The following is a 16,579-nucleotide window of genomic DNA, read 5'->3' as shown; positions in this document are numbered from 1 at the left end:
CGCTATCAAATCAAATCGTTTCCGGCTCGAGGAGTAACTCTCCAACACGCCTTAAAAGGCGACCAGCAGCTCCACCGTCTAGTACACGATGATCAAAACTCAGAGTAAACTCAGAGAGGTTTTCAGGAAGCCATTCTCTAGTTTTTGCGTCCCACTTAGGGAAGATACGTCCCATTCCCATACCAAGCAATAGGGCTTGCTCGGGAAGGGGAATGGGAGTAGCAAGGGTAAGCCCAAACACACCGTAGTTGGTCACTGTAGCGATCGATCCGCCAGTTTCTTTTGCGGAGAGCTTCCGTTGCTGCGCGAGGTCCACTAGATGCCGATAGCGTCCAACGAGGCTCATTAGTCGGTATCGATCAGCATTGTGGATGACGGGAACAAGCACCCCTTCTTTTGCTTCTACGGCAAAGCCGATATTAATCGCTTGGGGATGAATTATGTGGCGACCAACGAGACGTCCTGCCAGGGCGCTATTTTCGCTCAATGCCAGAGCTAATGCGCGGAGGGCGTAAAGAGTCAGGCCAGGCTTCTCTTGCTGCTCCTTTCGATGGGCCAACAGAGGGTCTAGCACCACTGGCAAAACAACCGTAGCTAAGGGGCGCGTCCAGCTGCGACACATGGCATCGGCCACAGCGATGCGCATGGGGGAAGCGGGCGTAACCGGGCTACGCTCAAGATCGACCAAGAACTGCTCAAGATCCCTAATAGTTACGCGCCCTGCGGCTCCGCTGCCAGCAATTCCGGCCAGGTCTGCTGCATGCAGTCCGAGTTCACTCATGCGTGCCCTTATTCTTGGGGAAAGGTAACTAGCCCCTCCTGCCTGTGCAGGAACAGGTAGTCTCTCCACTGTGGGAACTACTCTCTTCGTTGGTGTGCTGTTAGAATGCTGTCTAGCTACAGACAAAGCAGCCTGCTTATCGGCCATCCCTAGCTGCTGGGCTTCAGATTCGATAACCTGTACATATCCGAGTACAGAGCCAACCGGGTAGCTTTGACCTACTTGGGCAGTAATTCTTACGAAGCTTCCACTACATGGGGTGGTTATCTCCATGAGTGCCTTATGAGTTTCCACTTCCATGAGGCTGCAACCAGCCTCCACAGGTGATCCCTCTGGACAGAGAATATCTACAACTGTGGCTTCAGCGATCGATTCGCCGAGCTGCGGCATAGTGATGGGCACTTGGAGCATGCAACTAAACAAATTAAAGATCTATTAATCGCCGAAGAGCGGATGCAATAGCCGTAGCGGTAGGTCTATGAAAAGACCAGAGATTAGGATGAAAGGGCACTGGAGTTTCTTTTGCATTTAACCTTTGGGGTGGAGCATCCAGCAGCTCATATCCTTCGGACGCTACCCGAGCAACAAGCTCAGCGGAGACCCCACCCCAGGGCCAAGCCTCCCCGACACAAAGGAGGCGCCCAGTTCTGGCCACTGAAGCGAGTACAGCGTCCGTATCTAATGGTTTAATACAGCGCAAGTCTACGACCTCAATTTCATAGCCATCCCGTGTAAGTTCTTCAGCGGCGGCCAAAGATTCATATAACATGGCACTGTAGGTAACAATAGTGGCATCGCGGCCTTGTCGAGCCAAGCGTGCCTGACAAGCCGGTACTGCTTCAGTTGGCAACGATTTTGCCTTTAGGTGATAGTAGAGAAACTTATGTTCACAGAAAATGACTGGGTCATCTATAACAACTGCTTCAAGGAGCATGCTGTAAGCGTCTTCTACAGTCGCAGGTGTCATAACGATTAACCCAGGATAATGCGCATAGATGGCTTCTATGCTTTGACTATGGAATGGGCCACCTCCAGCAGTTCCACCGGAGGGCAAGCGGATGATGATTGGACAGGAAACCGCGGTTCTGTAGAAGAGCGTTGCAGCATTGTTGACTATCTGGTTGAATCCACAGGTGGAGAAGTCTGCGAACTGCATCTCTATAATTGGGCGCATTCCCTCGATGGCTGCGCCGATAGCAACTCCAACGATAGCGTCTTCGCTCAGTGGAGAATCCAATACCCGGCCTGGGAACTCCAGGGATAGGTTCTTTGTAGCTTTAAAGGCGCCTCCAAACTCTCCGATGTCCTGTCCATATAAAAAGACTCTTGGATCTACTGATAAGGCGTGAGCCTGAGCGGCACGGATCGCCTCTAGATAAGTGATACTCACCGCTCGGAATAGCTGTCCCGTAATTCGACATTGGAAATAGCGCTCCAGTCTTCCTCCGATGGATCTGGAACTGGCTCCCTAAGTACCTTCGCAGAGAGCAATTCTACTTCCAGAGAGATTTCCCTTCGCCACTCCATTAATTCTTCCTGAGAGAGCCAAGAACGCTCTGTTAGGGTTCGTTCCGCAAGGCGTATACAGTCTCCCCCATAAGATGCCTGGTAATGAAGAGGATCCACATAGCTCGCGTCGTCATGTTCTCCGTGCCCTGCGAGCCTAAGCAAAGTGCCTACCACTAACTGAGGCCCCCTCCCTTCACGGGCCGCACGAACGGCCTCACCCACCACATGTAGGCAGTCCTCCAAATTGGTACCATCCACCTTGTGGCCTTTCAGGCCATATCCAACTGCTTTGTCAAGTAGATTCCTGCAGGCAAACTGCCTGGAAACCGGGGTGGAATAAGCATATTGGTTGTTTGCTACAAGAAGTACCAACGGCACCTTCTCCACGGCGGCCACGTTTATGCCTTCATGGAAGGCCCCGGTAGAAGTTCCCCCTTCACCGATACATGTTCCTCCGACAATACCGACCTCTCCTTGGAGGCGTTTTGCCATTAACCCACCGACGACGACTGAGATCATCGCCCCAAGATGGCTGATCATTGCATAATATCCACACCCAGGAGTTCCCCGATGAATGTTCCCATCTCTTCCTCTCATAGGCCCTAACTGGGATCCAATGTAGGTTCTAAGGGTGTCTAACACGGTATCCCCAAACGCCATACGTCCAGCCTGGTCTCGAATAAGTGGGGCGTAAAGATCCCCCTTACGCAAGTGAAGCCCAAGGGAGACGCTAAAGGCCTCCTGTCCCCTGCCAAGAAACACTCCACCTTTAATTAGGCCTGCGCGGTATAGGCTGGCTAGTTTTTCCTCTAGCAGACGTGCCATCAGCATAAAGCGATACGCTCGCATATACTGCTCCTGAGCAGTAATCTTTTGCAACTCTGTTTCTGGAGAAACTGGCATGTAAAAAGTTGGTGGGGATTACTTTTACACCATGACACCCGTCTAGCGTAATTCTCCACTAGCTGGGAATGGAACGCCAAATCAGAACGACCATGGAAGCGAGTATGAAAACCAAAATGGCAAATCTAATCTTGGCGAATTTGCTCTCCTTTGCAGGGAGACTACGAGCAGGGCGGCGACGAGCTGCGCCCAGAAATCCCCCAGGGGGCTTCCAGGAGACAAACATTGCACGGCAAGCCACTTTTGTATATCGATGTACCTCTCGGTGCTGACACTCCTCTTCCACTGCAGCAGGCAAGTTCTGCAATTGACGTCTCAGTGAGACCTTCTCTTGAAGTATTTCTTTTTCCTGCCGTAGGGGTGGCACTTGTTTAAGGGTCAACAGGTTTCTTCTCTACTTGAAACTGGAAACTTCTTTTGATCATCTACTGGCCGTTTCATTGATGATTAGCTCCTTCTTTCTAATTATCCCCTACAATGATCAAAGGGGCTACCATGCCAAAGGGAATGAGTGGCAAAGTAAAGGAGAAACTGCTCTTCGGCCAATAAAAAAGCCATTAACCACTGGTTCGAAAGTGCTCCTATTGAACCGCTACTTGCTACTGGGAGTTCCTAACCTTGTGAGGCATAACCTTTTTAGCTGGGACGTAGTTTTGATCGCATTAGAGGGAATACTTGGAGTTACATACGCTCTACCCAAGACATTATACTCAGCTCTTTTTGCAAAGTTATTGGAAGACCACAATTTGAATTAGTCTCTGCCATACTTTCCTGCAGATGCCGCAAGAAATTGGTAGACACCAAGACACCACTCAGTTTTCCGACTGCTCTCGGCCGTTATCGTCTGTTGCAGTCCCAATGAGAGGCTGAGTACACGGTTCAATGTTCCACAGTCTCTGTTCTTTCCCTTTTATCTTCCATTAATTTTTTTTGACCAAGATACCTTCAAGGCGTCTCTCCCCTCTCCATCTGATTTGACACTTCTTAGAGCTTTTTCATTCTCTTCTCATAAGTCGCCCCTGTTCAACCAAGGTAGGAGTCGATACCAAGCAGTGTAATAGAAGGTCAGAAACATGCACACGGTGCCAGATAAGCTGCTGCATTGTGGATTCCCCTTCGGAAAAATTCCAAAAGAAGATGATAATTATCAGTGGATAATACCGCCAGGAGGGCCCCTCCGTAGCAGTTCCGTCTCCTGGATCCACAATCCCCATTCTAGGCTGATTAGTTTCACGGTCCCGTCTCTAAAAAGGTGCTTTGGGTTATCTACGGGAATCTCAAGAAATAGTTGAGAAACAACGTGGATAGGGAATGATAACCTTCCAATGATCTAGAAAAGTTACTTAGTATTGCAATAGCCTCTCTTAAGGCCTGTCTTTTAGACTTATGAATGGTTGGTTTTCTTACATGCATGCAAACTATTCACAGAGACTCCATTTGCTTGCCTCAACAAACCACTGAAGGGACACAGTTAACACACTGATTGTATGAGAGTTCCGATGATCAGGAGGCCACCCCTGCGTTACCCTGCGAGGGCTCTACTACGTGGTGGAAATCCTTCCTTATGGGATAAACCTCTCCCACTACTCTGGAGCGGCGTCCGCGCAGCGGACACCTCACCCTCCCCCCAACGCCCTAATCAGATGGATGCACCTACTAACAGCCTTTTTAGCGTGAGCATTCGGCAACTTGCTGCTTAGCATAATACTTGACATGAAGTCGCGATGAGAACCCCCTTTGGCAAAAGGGGGGGACAAAACCCTCCCAATCGGCTCTATCTGGAGATTACAGAGATGGTGGCGCGGCCTCCATCCCGTGACGAATCGTACAAGGGAGGTTGCACTTCCTAACTGACATGATCTCCCTGAGGGGAAGGATCTATCTCCGGATACTCAAAGATTTTCCCTTCATAGTTTCGAATCAGAACTTTCGTTCTGTCCTTGTATACAACGTAGTCAGGATTAATTGGAATTTTTCCACCCCCAGTTGGGGCATCAATAACGTACTGAGGTATGGCGTACCCCGTCGTGTGCCCTCGCAGTCCCTCGATGATTTCAATCCCTCTTCTAAGAGGAACACGAAGGTGAGACGAGCCATAAATAAGGTCACACTGATAAAGATAATAGGGCCGTACTCGGCAAAGGAGCAGCTTATGGACAAGTTCGCGCATGGTTGCCACGTTATCGTTAACCCCTGCAAGTAAAACGCTTTGGTTACCTAGCGGGATCCCATGGTCAGAGAGTCGGTCGAGTGCCTCCCGCGTCTCCACAGTTAACTCTCTGGGGTGATTTGCATGAATGCTCATCCAAAGGGGATGGAATTGCTGTAGCATTCTGCAAAGCTCCAGGGTAATCCGTTGAGGAAGAAAAACGGGAATGCGTGTCCCGATGCGTAGAAACTCAAGATGAGCAATTGCACGTAAGTTGCCAAGCAGCTCTTCTAGCCTCCTATCAGAAAACAAAAGGGGATCTCCTCCAGAAAGGAGGACATCACGTACCTCGCTGTGCCGTCTTAGATAGGAGAGGGCCTGCTTAAAGTCAGTATGAAACTCATGATGTTCGCTTGCTCCACTTACAATGCGACTGCGAGTACAGTAGCGACAGTAGGATGCGCAGCGATCCGTTAGCAGAAGCAACACCCGATCGGGATAGCGGTGTACTAGCCCTGGTACCGGCATATGCGTATCCTCTCCACAAGGGTCCATCGTTTCACCCAAAGAGCTTTTCCCCTCTTCTGCTCTTGGAATTATCTGTCGACGGATGGGGCAATCGGGATCTCCAGGATCAATGAGGTTAAAAAAATGAGGAGTCACTGCCATCGCCAATTTGTTAGCAGACAACGAGACACCCAACTTTTCCACATAGCTTAGGTTAATGTACTCTTCTACTCTTTCTAGGTCAGTTATCCGTTCTCGCAGTTGCCAGCGCCAGTCGGACCAGTCTTTTGCATCCACCTTCTGCCAAAAACCAGGAGCATAGGAGACAAACCGGGCAGATCCTCTGAGTAAGTGATTGTCCATGTAACACACGGGAAAGACGGAAGCTCTATCTAGGATAGAGGGCACACATCTCTAATCCTACCTAATCCTACCGAGCGCCGAGTAGAGGGGGAGTCCAAACAGCCTATCCCAACCTCTACGGGATAGCAAAACAAGGAGACACAGCGTACACGTGCCACGTGTATTTTCTCGGTATTTTAATGTCAATAACAACAGTCGATTACCCTGGTGAGTTTTTCGTCGGCAACATGGAAACCCAGCGGAGAATTTCTGCGACTGGAGCTAGTAAATCATAGGGAATCACATCACTAACTTTTGTTTTCTTGTAGAGAACTCTGGCAATAGGAACATGCTCGATGACGGGAATACCTTCCTCCCGGGCAATTTTGGTCATAAGGAGAGCCATAAAGCCTGCCCCTTTTGCCCGAAGAATTGGCAGAGGGGTCTCCCCTCTAGCATAGTAGATAGCTACAGCATAGTGGACAGGATTGGCGATTACCACGGTAGAGTGCCGAGTGGCGACGGCAGTCTCTTCAAGAAGCATCTCCTGATAAATTTCCCTGCGTGCGTGTTTTATCCCTGGATCGCCCTCAGTTTCTTTGCTTTCTCGTCGAACTTCCTGCACAGTCATCATCAGTTGTTTCGCATGTAGGTGTTTTTGCACTAAGAAGTCTATGATTGAAAGGAGAACCCAAACTGTCCAGACAACTGCACAGAAGAAGATTAGCATCTGAGAAATAGCCTGTGTAACCCCTACAAAACCAGCGAATGGTAGAAGAACGAGCTGCCTAATAAAGAACCGTCCTACCAAAGTAATTACGCTTCCAAGAACCAAAATCTTTAGGACGGATTTGGTGAATTCGAACAACGTTCTAGTGGAAAAAATGCGCTTTAGCCCTTGCATAGGACTAAGTTTTGTAATCTCTGGATTTATGGGAAAGAAGGAGAATAGAAATCCAAATTGGGCGACGTTCCCAGCGACTACCGAAATACAAGATGCTGCGGCGACCAACCCAACCTCGAAGCATACGATCCTTGCAGCCCGTTGCAAACAGGGGGATGTTGCTTCTCTTCCTGTCGGAAGAGCCAGAAATACGGTTGCAAACAGATCTTCTAGCCAGAGATTAATATATGGGAAACTGAAGAGTACAGTGGCCAAAACGACGGCAGCGGAAACAGTGATCACGACTTCTACACTTTTTGCCACTTGTCCGCGTTTGCGCGCCTCGCTAAGACGTTTAGGTGTTGGCTTCTCCGTTCTTTCCGCTGGGCTGCGCTCCTCACTCATGAAAGAATCGAGTGAATCCAGATGGACAGGCCTTCACTGCTGAATAAATTGCGTGAAAAGGCCCATGCTATAAAGGGCAGGTAGATGGTGACCAATAGTAGTCCGACTACGCTTTTGACTGGAAGAGAGAAGAAAAATACGTTCAGGGAGGGGACAAATCGATTCATAAAGCCTAGCCCAAGGTCAATTAGAAGGAAAAGGACCAGCAGGGGAGCGCTGTAGAGCACAGAAAGCTCAAAGAGCTGGCTAGCTAGCAGTGAGACTGCGTTGGCCTTTACCATCTTCAACTCAGGAAGGAAGTTCCACAGTGGATATATTTCAAAACTAGTTAGCAAAGCAGAGAGGAAGACTACAAATCCCCGTGTTGCAAGGAATAACATAATCGAGAACCGCAACATGAGGCCTCCCATAGGAGAATTAAGCCCCCTAAGTAGTGGGTTAAAATAGGCTCCCGCTGTCGCTCCACGCTGTGAATCAACGTATTCCCCGGCGGCCTGCATAGCCCAGAATCCAATGCTCGAGCCAAATCCTAATAATAAACCTATAAGGCCTTCCTTAACCGCCAAGGCACATAACAACAGAGGGGAGGGGGACTGTTGAGGAAGCGGAGCCAGAAGGAGTATCGGGATAAGGACTAGCGCAGTGGAGAGAATAAAGCCATGACGTGGGATGCCCAGCAGGAGACCGGAACCAAAAAATGGGGCGATAGTAAAAGCTACCCCTATTCGGGGCACTGCAAGCGCTATAGTCAGGACCACTTTTGCAACATCCTCCATCCCACTTTCTTCCTCCCCTTCCTACCTTCTCTCCCTTAACTGTTGTCCTATTTTCCGGATCAGCTATTTATCCAGCCTGATCAATCCAGAAAAATTTTGAAATGAAAAGGAAGCAAAATGAATAAGATCACCAAATATCATATCCATAGCGTAGATAAGTACTAACACGGTAGCAAATAGCTTGACAGCGTGGGGGAGGCTTTGGTCCTGAATCTGTGTTAAGGCTTGGAACAATGCTACGCCTACCCCTAAAATTACCGTCACAAGGATAGGTGGTAGGGATACCGTTAGTACTAGCATCAATGCTTTGGAAGTAAGGTAGACCGCCGTTTCCTGGTTCATTGCTCTTTTCTCGGAGGTTCTACTTATCACAGGCGATAGGTCATTACTAGGCCGTCCAAAAGGCGTGTCCAGCCATCTACGAAGATAAAGAGCAGCAACTTAAAAGGAAGCGAGATAGCCGTGGGAGAAATCATGATAATCCCCAGGGCAAGCAAGATATTTGAAACGACTAGGTCAACGACGAGGAAAGGAAGATAGATGATGAACCCAATCTGGAATGCAGCAGTCAACTCCGTAAGCATGAAGGCAGGAACGAGGATGAAAAGACTTTCTTCATCAAGTTTGTTACACTGGTCCCTCGGCCATCTCCTGCGGGCGATTTCTATGAAAAAGCGCCTCATTTCCGGCTGGCTGTTTTTTCTGAGAAACTGAATGGCAGGGGGACTGATACCCCGCCAGACCGCTTCCATCTCCTGGAAGGAAGCTGTAGACCAGTCAACACGCTGCTGTTTAAGGAGCTCCCATGTTTTTAAGCAGACCGGCTGCATGATGAAAAGAGAAAGAATTACAGCGATGCCGTTCAGCGCTATGTTGGGCGGTGTAGACTGAAGACCCAGAGCGTTTCTTAAAATTCCTAGTACCACGATGATCTTCGTGAAAGAAGTTACCAGTACTGCTAGATATGGCAGGAGGGAAGCCCCCACTAGTACTAGGATGATCTGAGAGGGATTTGGAAAGCTAAGGGTCATGAAAAAAAGCTAATCTACTTCTTGTTCTCTAGTTGCTCTCTTCCCCGGACATAGTGGCGGAAGCCGAAACCCCGTTAGACTTAGTAGCTACCCCGCTTGCCTGAGAAATAGGGCTGTTTTTTTCAAATCCTCTAAGTTCCCGTACCAAAATCCCTACCTCTTCTCCTACTTGGATTAACTCTCCCTTCCCAATACTTTGCCCTTGCAGCAAGATGTTTACTAAACAATCCGGCGGGGCATGGATAGGAAAATGATGCCCCTGGCCTATACGCCTTAGCTCTCCTAAACTGATATTCTGTTGCCCCAAGCTAAACTCAAGTGTCACCTCTACGTCATCCAACCACTGATCCCCATCACAGGTTGTTACGGGAGTTCCGGCCTCGCCACCAGGTGTTTGATGGTTTGGCATTTCAGGCCCTGAAGATCCTTCTCCTGTAGGGTTTTTATCTTTGTCGCCCTTGTCGTGTTTTTCTGAGTCTTTCATTAAAGCGAGCATTCCAGTGATGATGGAATGAGTGTGGTTTGTGGGTATCAGTAACCCTGGTTTTTTTCCTTGAAAGACACGGAGCAGAAAATCTCCCTGCCTCCAGTGTTCCACTGGCCCTATTAACAGAACGTCTCCTACCTCCAAACAACTACATTCCTTCCATAAGAGAGAAATAGAACCGATCAATATGTCTGCAGGCATCTTCAAGGACTCTGGCAATTTTCTAGGCACTACCGGCCAGGTAGTGGCAACGTCCTGCACCTGAGTAATGAACCCCTCTTCGGCAGTTAAGCTGCCTATGATTTCTGGCTCGTCAAAGTCGTTTGCCATTTGCCAATAAAGCGTACAAAGCGTTTCCCCCACCAGGACGGAAGGAGATTTAACGAGTTGAATAGGGAGCTGACTTACTTTGGAAAGCTCTAAGAGAAAATCCTGCAATAGTACTGCTACTACAGCTGAACGAAATGGCTCCACAAGAGCATCCACACACGGGACATGTAAGATCTCATGTAACCATCTTGTTGGCAATAGTTTACATCTAATAATACCAAAGCAGTCGCCTAGACGGATGGTGCCTACAGCAGCGCTTTTGGGTATTGATAACGCCTCCAGAAGGAAACGGAACTTCCACTTCTTGCCCAGGGCGGATACCTGCAACTGGTACTGGGATGAAACCAAATCTTCCCATATCTCTATCTCAATGGGGGCTACCTGCCTCGGCCTAAATTGCTCCATCATGTCTCTTTCCGGTGAAGACTGGCGTGCTTTTCTCTCCTTTCTCTTGTAAGAACCCTTCCGTGGGGGGGATTCTCAGAGTACTTTATTCTTAGTCGGAGCGGCCTAAATGGAAAGGCCTCTAAAAATCTACTGTGGATTGTAGCAAGATGCGTTTGGATGACTGCTAGGGCTTCCTCGGAGGAAGTGGCTATGCACACAAGAAAATCCCCATTCAGCGACCCTTGTATCTCTATCGAGGTCTCCTGTAGCTTGTCAGATCTAGGTTGTATACTCAAGGAGTGGGCCCCGTGAATTTCCATACGGGAGACACTTTTGCCAACCAGCTCTTGAAGTTCACACTGCGCCAAATTTATTCCCTCAGTGAACAGGTTAGTACTACCCTCAGCGACTCCTCCCTTTCCAGCACAAGCGTGGTCTACAGTGGCGGACAATGTTAGCTTGCCAAGCAAAGAGTGCTGTGTCCCGATGGGGACTTTCTTAATTTCTTCATCTTTGACCTCTTCATTACATCCTAAACCTGGATGCAGTGAAAATTCCCCATTCGCACCAGTGAAAAAAAACGGCAAAAGACACTGATTGTTCTCGTGTTCTTCCTGATTGCTCTCCTCTTCTTCGCTGCTCTCATTTGCTTCCATTAGACCGCTACGGCGATCCACTATGCTGCTTCCGTCCCTTTGCCACATTTTCTCAATTTCTGCCCTTCCTGCTCTATGAGAAGGCAGATGAGCTACTTTATCATAAGGTCTCAACGGGTGGTCATCCTGGCCTTCCATAAGGCTCTGGAAATAAGACGCCTCGGAAAGTTCAGGTCTTACAAATAGAAGTGGGTAGCGTTCGTCCTTAAATATGAAGGCTCGTACATCGGAAGAAATCTTTTCACTCATAAAAATTAGCCCTCAAGGACTTTAAAATATATCTGTTAGAGGCAACTTCCTCGTTTTCCTCAGATTCTGCGTATAGAAGTTCCCGTAGATGGCGAAGGAGCGTCCTCTTATAGAGGCAGACTGCCTGGTCTGACCTGCTTTCGGCGTGTATGTGCTCCACGCGTGCTCGCGATGTTTCTTCTAGAGCTTGAGAATAGGCTGCCGCTTTTTCTGAGGCAGCCTCCTGTAATGCTCTCAACTGTTTGGTACGCCAAGAGAAACTGGCATACCCCCTCTCCAGGCTCCTGCGGTAAACCAAGTGTTTTGTATAGATCCCCTTAAGGACAGTGCTCATCTCTTTGTCTCGGGCATGTGCATAGTCCAGTGCTTGTTTTTCTACGCGCTTCCACCCCTGGAATATTTCTTTTTGTCGGCGCAGACAAACTGATTTCTTCACTGCAGCAATCTGAGCCTTTGCTCTGCGAAGCTTCAGAAATATTAGCGCTCTTTTTTTGTCCCGTTTGGCGTTCGTCATTGTGCCAATTCTTTTAGCTGGCGGACACTCTCTTGATAACTGAAGAAATCCTCAAACTTTTGCTGAAGGAAACTACTGATCTTTTCTTTTTTTGCGATGGCTTCGTCGGTCAAACTGTCTACTCCCTCCTTATACTCTCCGATTTTTAAGAGGAGTTCAGCCTCTTCATATCTAGCCATTAGTTCTCGCACCCGCCCGGCAGCGCTCGCGTGTTCAGAACTTATAATATTGGTCATCACTCGGCTAACGCTGTCCAATATAGCTATAGCGGGAAAATGATTTGCTGCTGCTAGAGTCCTTGAGAGGACAATATGACCGTCTAGCAAGGACCTAACTTCATCTGCCACTGGCTCATTCATATCATCCCCCTCCACGAGGACGGTATAAAGTGAGGTAATGGAACCAACCTTGGCGTTACCAGCGCGTTCCAAGAGCTGTGGGAGCACTGAGAATACCGAAGGTGGAAACCCACGGCGGGCTGGAGGTTCTCCGCAAGTCAAGCCAACCAACCGCTGAGCACGTGCAAACCGTGTTAAAGAATCAACTAATAGAAGGATGCGTTTCCCCTGATCTCGAAAGTATTCTGCAATAGTTGTGGCAACGTAAGCTGACTTGATCCACTCTAGGGGAGGGCGGTCTGAGGTGCTTACAACGGCTACTGTGCGGTCTCTTGTGTTCTCAGTCAAAACCATCTCCAGAAACTCCCGGACCTCACGTCCACGCTCCCCAATGAGAGCGAGAACCACAACATCAGCGTCAGTGTTCCGCAAAAGTTGTGCTAACAGGGCGCTTTTTCCCACTCCAGCCGCTGCGAAAATGCCCATCCGTTGTCCCTCTCCGCAAGTAAGAAGCGCATCAATAGCACGTATCCCCAGACAGAGTGGGCGTGATACTAGCTGTCTAGAAAGTGGAGAGGGAGGTCTTCCATTAGCTGGATAAACCGCTTCAGGTACAAATTCAGTCTTTATATTGTCCATGAAGTTGCCAAATCCGTCTAGGACACGGCCTAGTAGCCCGTCTCCTACATCCACTTCATGCATTTTTCCACTTGGAATAACCTCTGTTTCCGGAGAAAGGCCACCTGGATCCCCAAGTGGCATAAGGAGTACCTCATCGCTCGTAAATCCGACCACTTCTGCTAAGATAGGAGCAATGGGGTGCCGCCTGCGCAATTCACAGAGTTCTCCGATCCTGACTCCATAAAGAACTGCCTTAACAAGCATGCCGATCACTGCCGTAATCCGACCACGCAGTGGACGGGAGCGCACAGTTTGCAACGACCTACGAAGAGGAGCAATCCAATCTGGAGATACAACACCCCGATAGGGGGAGGTTACCTTCCAATAGGGGGATCGAGCTCCAGTACTCATAACATCTCTTGCATTTGCTCTTGGATAACCTTGAGTTGTGCCTCTAAGGAGACATCGATCCTTCCTATAGGGGACTCGAGGACGCAATCTCCTCTTCCAACCTCTTCGGAGGAACGTGTTTCTACACGCATTTGCCTTGGTAAGAAAATTTTCTTCCAGCCCTCTAGTAGGATGTTAACGCCATCGATATCTTCTGGATGTACGCAGAGAACTATCCACGATTGCTGTTGAAGTCGCTCAACGGCCGCCGCTGCAAGCTGCAAAACACGTTCTGCATCCGGTGTTGTCTGAATAAGGATTCGAACAGCTTCTATAATGGTCTCTGCCATTTGCTCCTGGAGGGCGCTAAGGTAATCCAGTGTATTTGCAATAGTAGCCCAATGATGACGCATTGCTTCTTGACGCGCCATTTCACTGCCTTTTTGGTAGCCAAGCTCCTGCTGACGCCTCCACTCGACCTCCGCTTCCTGCCGCCTTTTTTGTGCTTCAGTTTTCGAGATCTCTAATAACTCTATGGCTGAAGAGACAGTTTTGTAGGAGGAGGCCTTGAGAATCTTCCCTTGTTGGTGTACTGGAGGCAGTTCCTTATGAAATCTGTACGTGTTCATCTCCTTTCTCTTGCACTGTAACCCTAACTAACTCCCTAAGGCACCACCAGGCAAGCTGGGAATCCTCCGATGAAAAATTGCGTTGCCCCAAATCCTTCTCAACGGAATGCGGCAACCTGCTAAGGAATCGGTTCCATTCTTCTGCTGGCAGGAGAGCACAGGCACATGCGATCAGTAGCCAGCCAGAATTCAGAACTGCAACGGTGGTAGGTGAGCTATCGCTCCTAGACCATTGCTGTAGTCGACACTTCTGCGGAACGCTTATCCTAGAATATAAAGTCGTGGTATATGCAAAGTTGAGGACGCCCTCTCCCAGTCCCCTGCGCAGCTCCAGTACCTTCTTGCTGTCTATCGTCTTTCTAATCTCCCTAACGGCAATCAAAGCCCCAGAGAAGGCTGCAAGCCGTCGGAGAAAGGAAAGCTCACTAATAGCCAACTGCATAAGAGGACTTTCCGGACTAGTCCAAAAATCCCCCCCCCAGTTCCAAAGATTTCTAAAATGTTCATCCACATAAGCTTGCGCTAACGGACACCCCAAAATTGGGATACGCCACTCTAAAGCAGCGCTTCCCCACCTTTCCGGATGCATTTGGGAAGTAGGGTGATTATGGAAATCAACCCACCGCTGAATATTCCCGGGAGGAACAGTCTTTTGCAGCCAGGCACGCGCCACTCTATGCCAACTTTCCTCAGGAACAGCCAACTTAGGCAACCCGAAATCTGAGCACATGACTCTCTACTCAGAGGATGCTACCATCTTTTTGCCTTGTATCTCTTTGAAAAGCCAAAATAAACCCCACCCCGCGATGCCTCCAATTACCGTCGCCACTAAGAGACTAATACTCCACGCTCTCCACAATACACGAACTGAATCGGAAGCAACCTTTATACCTAGAACTTTTTTCATGGTATCCGCTGCTTTAACTGGAGAGTATAGATCCATAACCCTAGATTCTACAACCGTTACGCTGATTCGGTCGTAGGAAAGCCCCTCGACGCTATTCATCACGAGAGCCTTAATTTGCGGCAGCAAATGAACGGTGTCGAAGCCAGGCCGACATTTGAGGAAGACGGATGCTGAGGACGGTGTGCTGGCCTCGGAATAAGGGTTATTTTTTGGTAGAACCAGATTTACGCGGGAGGTTACTATTCCGTCCAGATGGCTTAGTGTTTCTGCAATATCTTGGCTGAGGGCATACATGAAGCGAATCTTCTCCTCAGTAGGGGAAGAAACAATGCCTGACTTAGAGAACATTCTTCCAATCCCGCTAAAAGATTCCTGCGGGATACCGTACCATTGCAATAATTCGACCGCCTTAGCGAATTGGGATTTCGGCACCGCTACAGAAAACAGCTTATCCTTTCCCTGAAGCTTTCTGGCCTGAATGTCTCGTGCTAGCAAAACCCCGAGCATCGCATTAGCATCGGACTCCAAGAGATTGCTATGGAGTTCTCGCGTCTCACACCCTATGAGAAATAGGGCGTAACACCACAGGAGGAGTCCTATACCTTGCCGCCACCATCTTTTTCTTTTGCTTTTTCGGTAGGCAAAATCCATTTTATTCTCACGGGTTGTTCTCTACTTCCTTCCCACTTAGAGTACAAGGTACAAGAACGCTGATGACTGGGCCGAGTGCTAGTCTAAACCGAACGGCAGTTGCTTAGATCTGAGACTAGATGGAGACCGCAAAACTCCAGAAGCCTTTGTGTTGCAAGAGATTCACAACAAATGTGAAGGGCAGCCCCATCTAGAATTAACGGTTCCAGCAGATGGAACAGTCTCTTTAATTCTGACAGCCTGGGTAATTCCTCCCCTTCCAAAAGCAGTGTTAGAGGAAGAGAAGCCCTACTTGCCTGCCTTCTCAGAGAGGCACACTGCGCCTCCACCTCTACCATCGTGGGCGAACCAGCAGTCCATCGGACCAGATTCCCTTTCACGGGGAGCCTCATAACGCTCATTCGTTTCTACACCAAGCGCGACCTTACTCTCTAATGTCAACTGACATCTCACCTGCCACACAAGCCCCGCCAAATCCAATCCTCCTGCATCTCGAAAACTCGGGGAGACAACCAAAAAATCTTTTTATGCCTATGCCCTCTCTACCTGCCAGTATTCTAGTTCTACCGGAGTTTCTCTCCCAAAGATACTAACAGAAACTTGCAGCTTTCCGCGATCTGGATCAATTTCCTCCACAATCCCATTTTGACTCTGGAAAGGGCCATCCGCAACTTTGACCTTGTCCCCTACCTCAAAACTGACTTTGGGTTTAACTATATCCTCCCGTTCTCTCATTTGTGCGAGCACACTCTCTATTTCCCTCTTCTGCAAGGGGATTGGGCGGTCCCTCTTGCCTGCAAACCCCAGAACGCCAGAGGTTTCTCGGATGAAATACCAAGTCTTTTCGACCAGATGATTGCTATCCGTAAGCAGATGCATATTGACGATGAGATAGCCGGGATAAAACTTACGGGCGCTCTCTGTCTTTTTCCCGCGCCTGATTTCTTGTACCCGTTCTGTTGGAATTAAAACGTCGAAAATCAAACCAGACATTTCTTCCGCCTCAACGCGACGGAGAATATTTTCTTGCACCTTCTGCTCCTGCCCGGAGAGGACATGCACCACATACCACTGATCTTTTGGAGGTAAAGGCATTCTGAATCGAACTTCTGAATCGAACTAAGTTCCCCCACC

General features: G+C 48.8%; 18 protein-coding genes. All 18 read right to left on the bottom strand.

All coding sequences use genetic code 11. The features are described from left to right. Window positions 1-10: 10 nt before the first annotated feature. Window positions 11-1,192 carry a 2-oxo acid dehydrogenase subunit E2 gene (locus tag JMM79_00665; GenBank protein QQY08489.1) on the bottom strand — a complete coding sequence of 394 codons (1,182 nt, stop codon included), beginning with the start codon at window positions 1,190-1,192 and terminating at the stop codon, window positions 11-13. Window positions 1,193-1,205: 13 nt separating this feature from the next. Next, entirely contained in the window at window positions 1,206-2,171 is a 966-nt protein-coding gene (locus tag JMM79_00660; GenBank protein QQY08488.1) for an alpha-ketoacid dehydrogenase subunit beta, read from the bottom strand. Continuing rightward, entirely contained in the window at window positions 2,168-3,121 is a 954-nt protein-coding gene (locus JMM79_00655) for a thiamine pyrophosphate-dependent dehydrogenase E1 component subunit alpha (GenBank protein ID QQY08719.1), read from the bottom strand. The genes JMM79_00660 and JMM79_00655 overlap by 4 nt, the downstream gene beginning before the upstream one ends. Window positions 3,122-3,251: 130 nt before the next feature. Beyond that, the gene (locus JMM79_00650) at window positions 3,252-3,575 is read right to left on the bottom strand and encodes a hypothetical protein (protein QQY08487.1); all 324 of its coding nucleotides are present in this window, start codon (window positions 3,573-3,575) and stop codon (window positions 3,252-3,254) included. A 1,464-nt stretch (window positions 3,576-5,039) separates the two neighbouring features. Next, a complete protein-coding gene (locus tag JMM79_00645) occupies window positions 5,040-6,212 on the bottom strand; it encodes a KamA family radical SAM protein (GenBank protein QQY08486.1) in 1,173 nt (390 codons plus the stop codon). Window positions 6,213-6,411: 199 nt separating this feature from the next. Beyond that, complete coding sequence (locus tag JMM79_00640; GenBank protein QQY08485.1) at window positions 6,412-7,479, bottom strand: EscU/YscU/HrcU family type III secretion system export apparatus switch protein; 1,068 nt, start codon at window positions 7,477-7,479, stop codon at window positions 6,412-6,414. Continuing rightward, window positions 7,476-8,255 (bottom strand): type III secretion system export apparatus subunit SctT, encoded by a 780-nt coding sequence (gene sctT, locus JMM79_00635; protein ID QQY08484.1) that lies wholly within the window; start codon window positions 8,253-8,255, stop codon window positions 7,476-7,478. Before sctT ends, JMM79_00640 begins: the two co-directional genes overlap by 4 nt. 63 nt (window positions 8,256-8,318) lie before the next feature. Continuing rightward, window positions 8,319-8,597, bottom strand: a complete 279-nt coding sequence (locus JMM79_00630; GenBank protein QQY08483.1) for a flagellar biosynthetic protein FliQ — start codon at window positions 8,595-8,597, stop codon at window positions 8,319-8,321. A gap of 26 nt (window positions 8,598-8,623) precedes the next feature. Continuing rightward, complete coding sequence (sctR, locus tag JMM79_00625; protein ID QQY08482.1) at window positions 8,624-9,286, bottom strand: type III secretion system export apparatus subunit SctR; 663 nt, start codon at window positions 9,284-9,286, stop codon at window positions 8,624-8,626. 28 nt (window positions 9,287-9,314) lie between these two features. Continuing rightward, entirely contained in the window at window positions 9,315-10,511 is a 1,197-nt protein-coding gene (locus tag JMM79_00620) for a FliM/FliN family flagellar motor switch protein (protein ID QQY08481.1), read from the bottom strand. Continuing rightward, window positions 10,508-11,395 carry a hypothetical protein gene (locus JMM79_00615; GenBank protein QQY08480.1) on the bottom strand — a complete coding sequence of 296 codons (888 nt, stop codon included), beginning with the start codon at window positions 11,393-11,395 and terminating at the stop codon, window positions 10,508-10,510. Before JMM79_00615 ends, JMM79_00620 begins: the two co-directional genes overlap by 4 nt. Beyond that, a complete protein-coding gene (locus JMM79_00610) occupies window positions 11,388-11,909 on the bottom strand; it encodes a hypothetical protein (GenBank protein QQY08479.1) in 522 nt (173 codons plus the stop codon). Before JMM79_00610 ends, JMM79_00615 begins: the two co-directional genes overlap by 8 nt. After that, a complete protein-coding gene (gene sctN, locus JMM79_00605; protein ID QQY08478.1) occupies window positions 11,906-13,279 on the bottom strand; it encodes a type III secretion system ATPase SctN in 1,374 nt (457 codons plus the stop codon). The genes JMM79_00610 and sctN overlap by 4 nt, the downstream gene beginning before the upstream one ends. Further along, window positions 13,276-13,887 (bottom strand): type III secretion system stator protein SctL, encoded by a 612-nt coding sequence (gene sctL, locus JMM79_00600; GenBank protein ID QQY08477.1) that lies wholly within the window; start codon window positions 13,885-13,887, stop codon window positions 13,276-13,278. Before sctL ends, sctN begins: the two co-directional genes overlap by 4 nt. Then, window positions 13,865-14,617, bottom strand: a complete 753-nt coding sequence (locus tag JMM79_00595) for a hypothetical protein (protein ID QQY08476.1) — start codon at window positions 14,615-14,617, stop codon at window positions 13,865-13,867. Before JMM79_00595 ends, sctL begins: the two co-directional genes overlap by 23 nt. A 6-nt stretch (window positions 14,618-14,623) precedes the next feature. Next, complete coding sequence (gene sctJ, locus JMM79_00590) at window positions 14,624-15,445, bottom strand: type III secretion inner membrane ring lipoprotein SctJ (protein ID QQY08475.1); 822 nt, start codon at window positions 15,443-15,445, stop codon at window positions 14,624-14,626. A 288-nt stretch (window positions 15,446-15,733) separates the two neighbouring features. Continuing rightward, a complete protein-coding gene (locus JMM79_00585; protein QQY08474.1) occupies window positions 15,734-15,886 on the bottom strand; it encodes a hypothetical protein in 153 nt (50 codons plus the stop codon). A gap of 90 nt (window positions 15,887-15,976) precedes the next feature. Then, the gene (nusG, locus tag JMM79_00580; GenBank protein QQY08473.1) at window positions 15,977-16,540 is read right to left on the bottom strand and encodes a transcription termination/antitermination factor NusG; all 564 of its coding nucleotides are present in this window, start codon (window positions 16,538-16,540) and stop codon (window positions 15,977-15,979) included. Window positions 16,541-16,579: the final 39 nt, after the last annotated feature.

This window comes from Candidatus Xiphinematobacter sp. (assembly GCA_016766635.1).
Lineage (GTDB): Bacteria > Verrucomicrobiota > Verrucomicrobiia > Chthoniobacterales > Xiphinematobacteraceae > Xiphinematobacter.
Note: the sequence above shows the minus strand (reverse complement) of the source record. Positions and strands in the feature narration are given on the sequence as shown.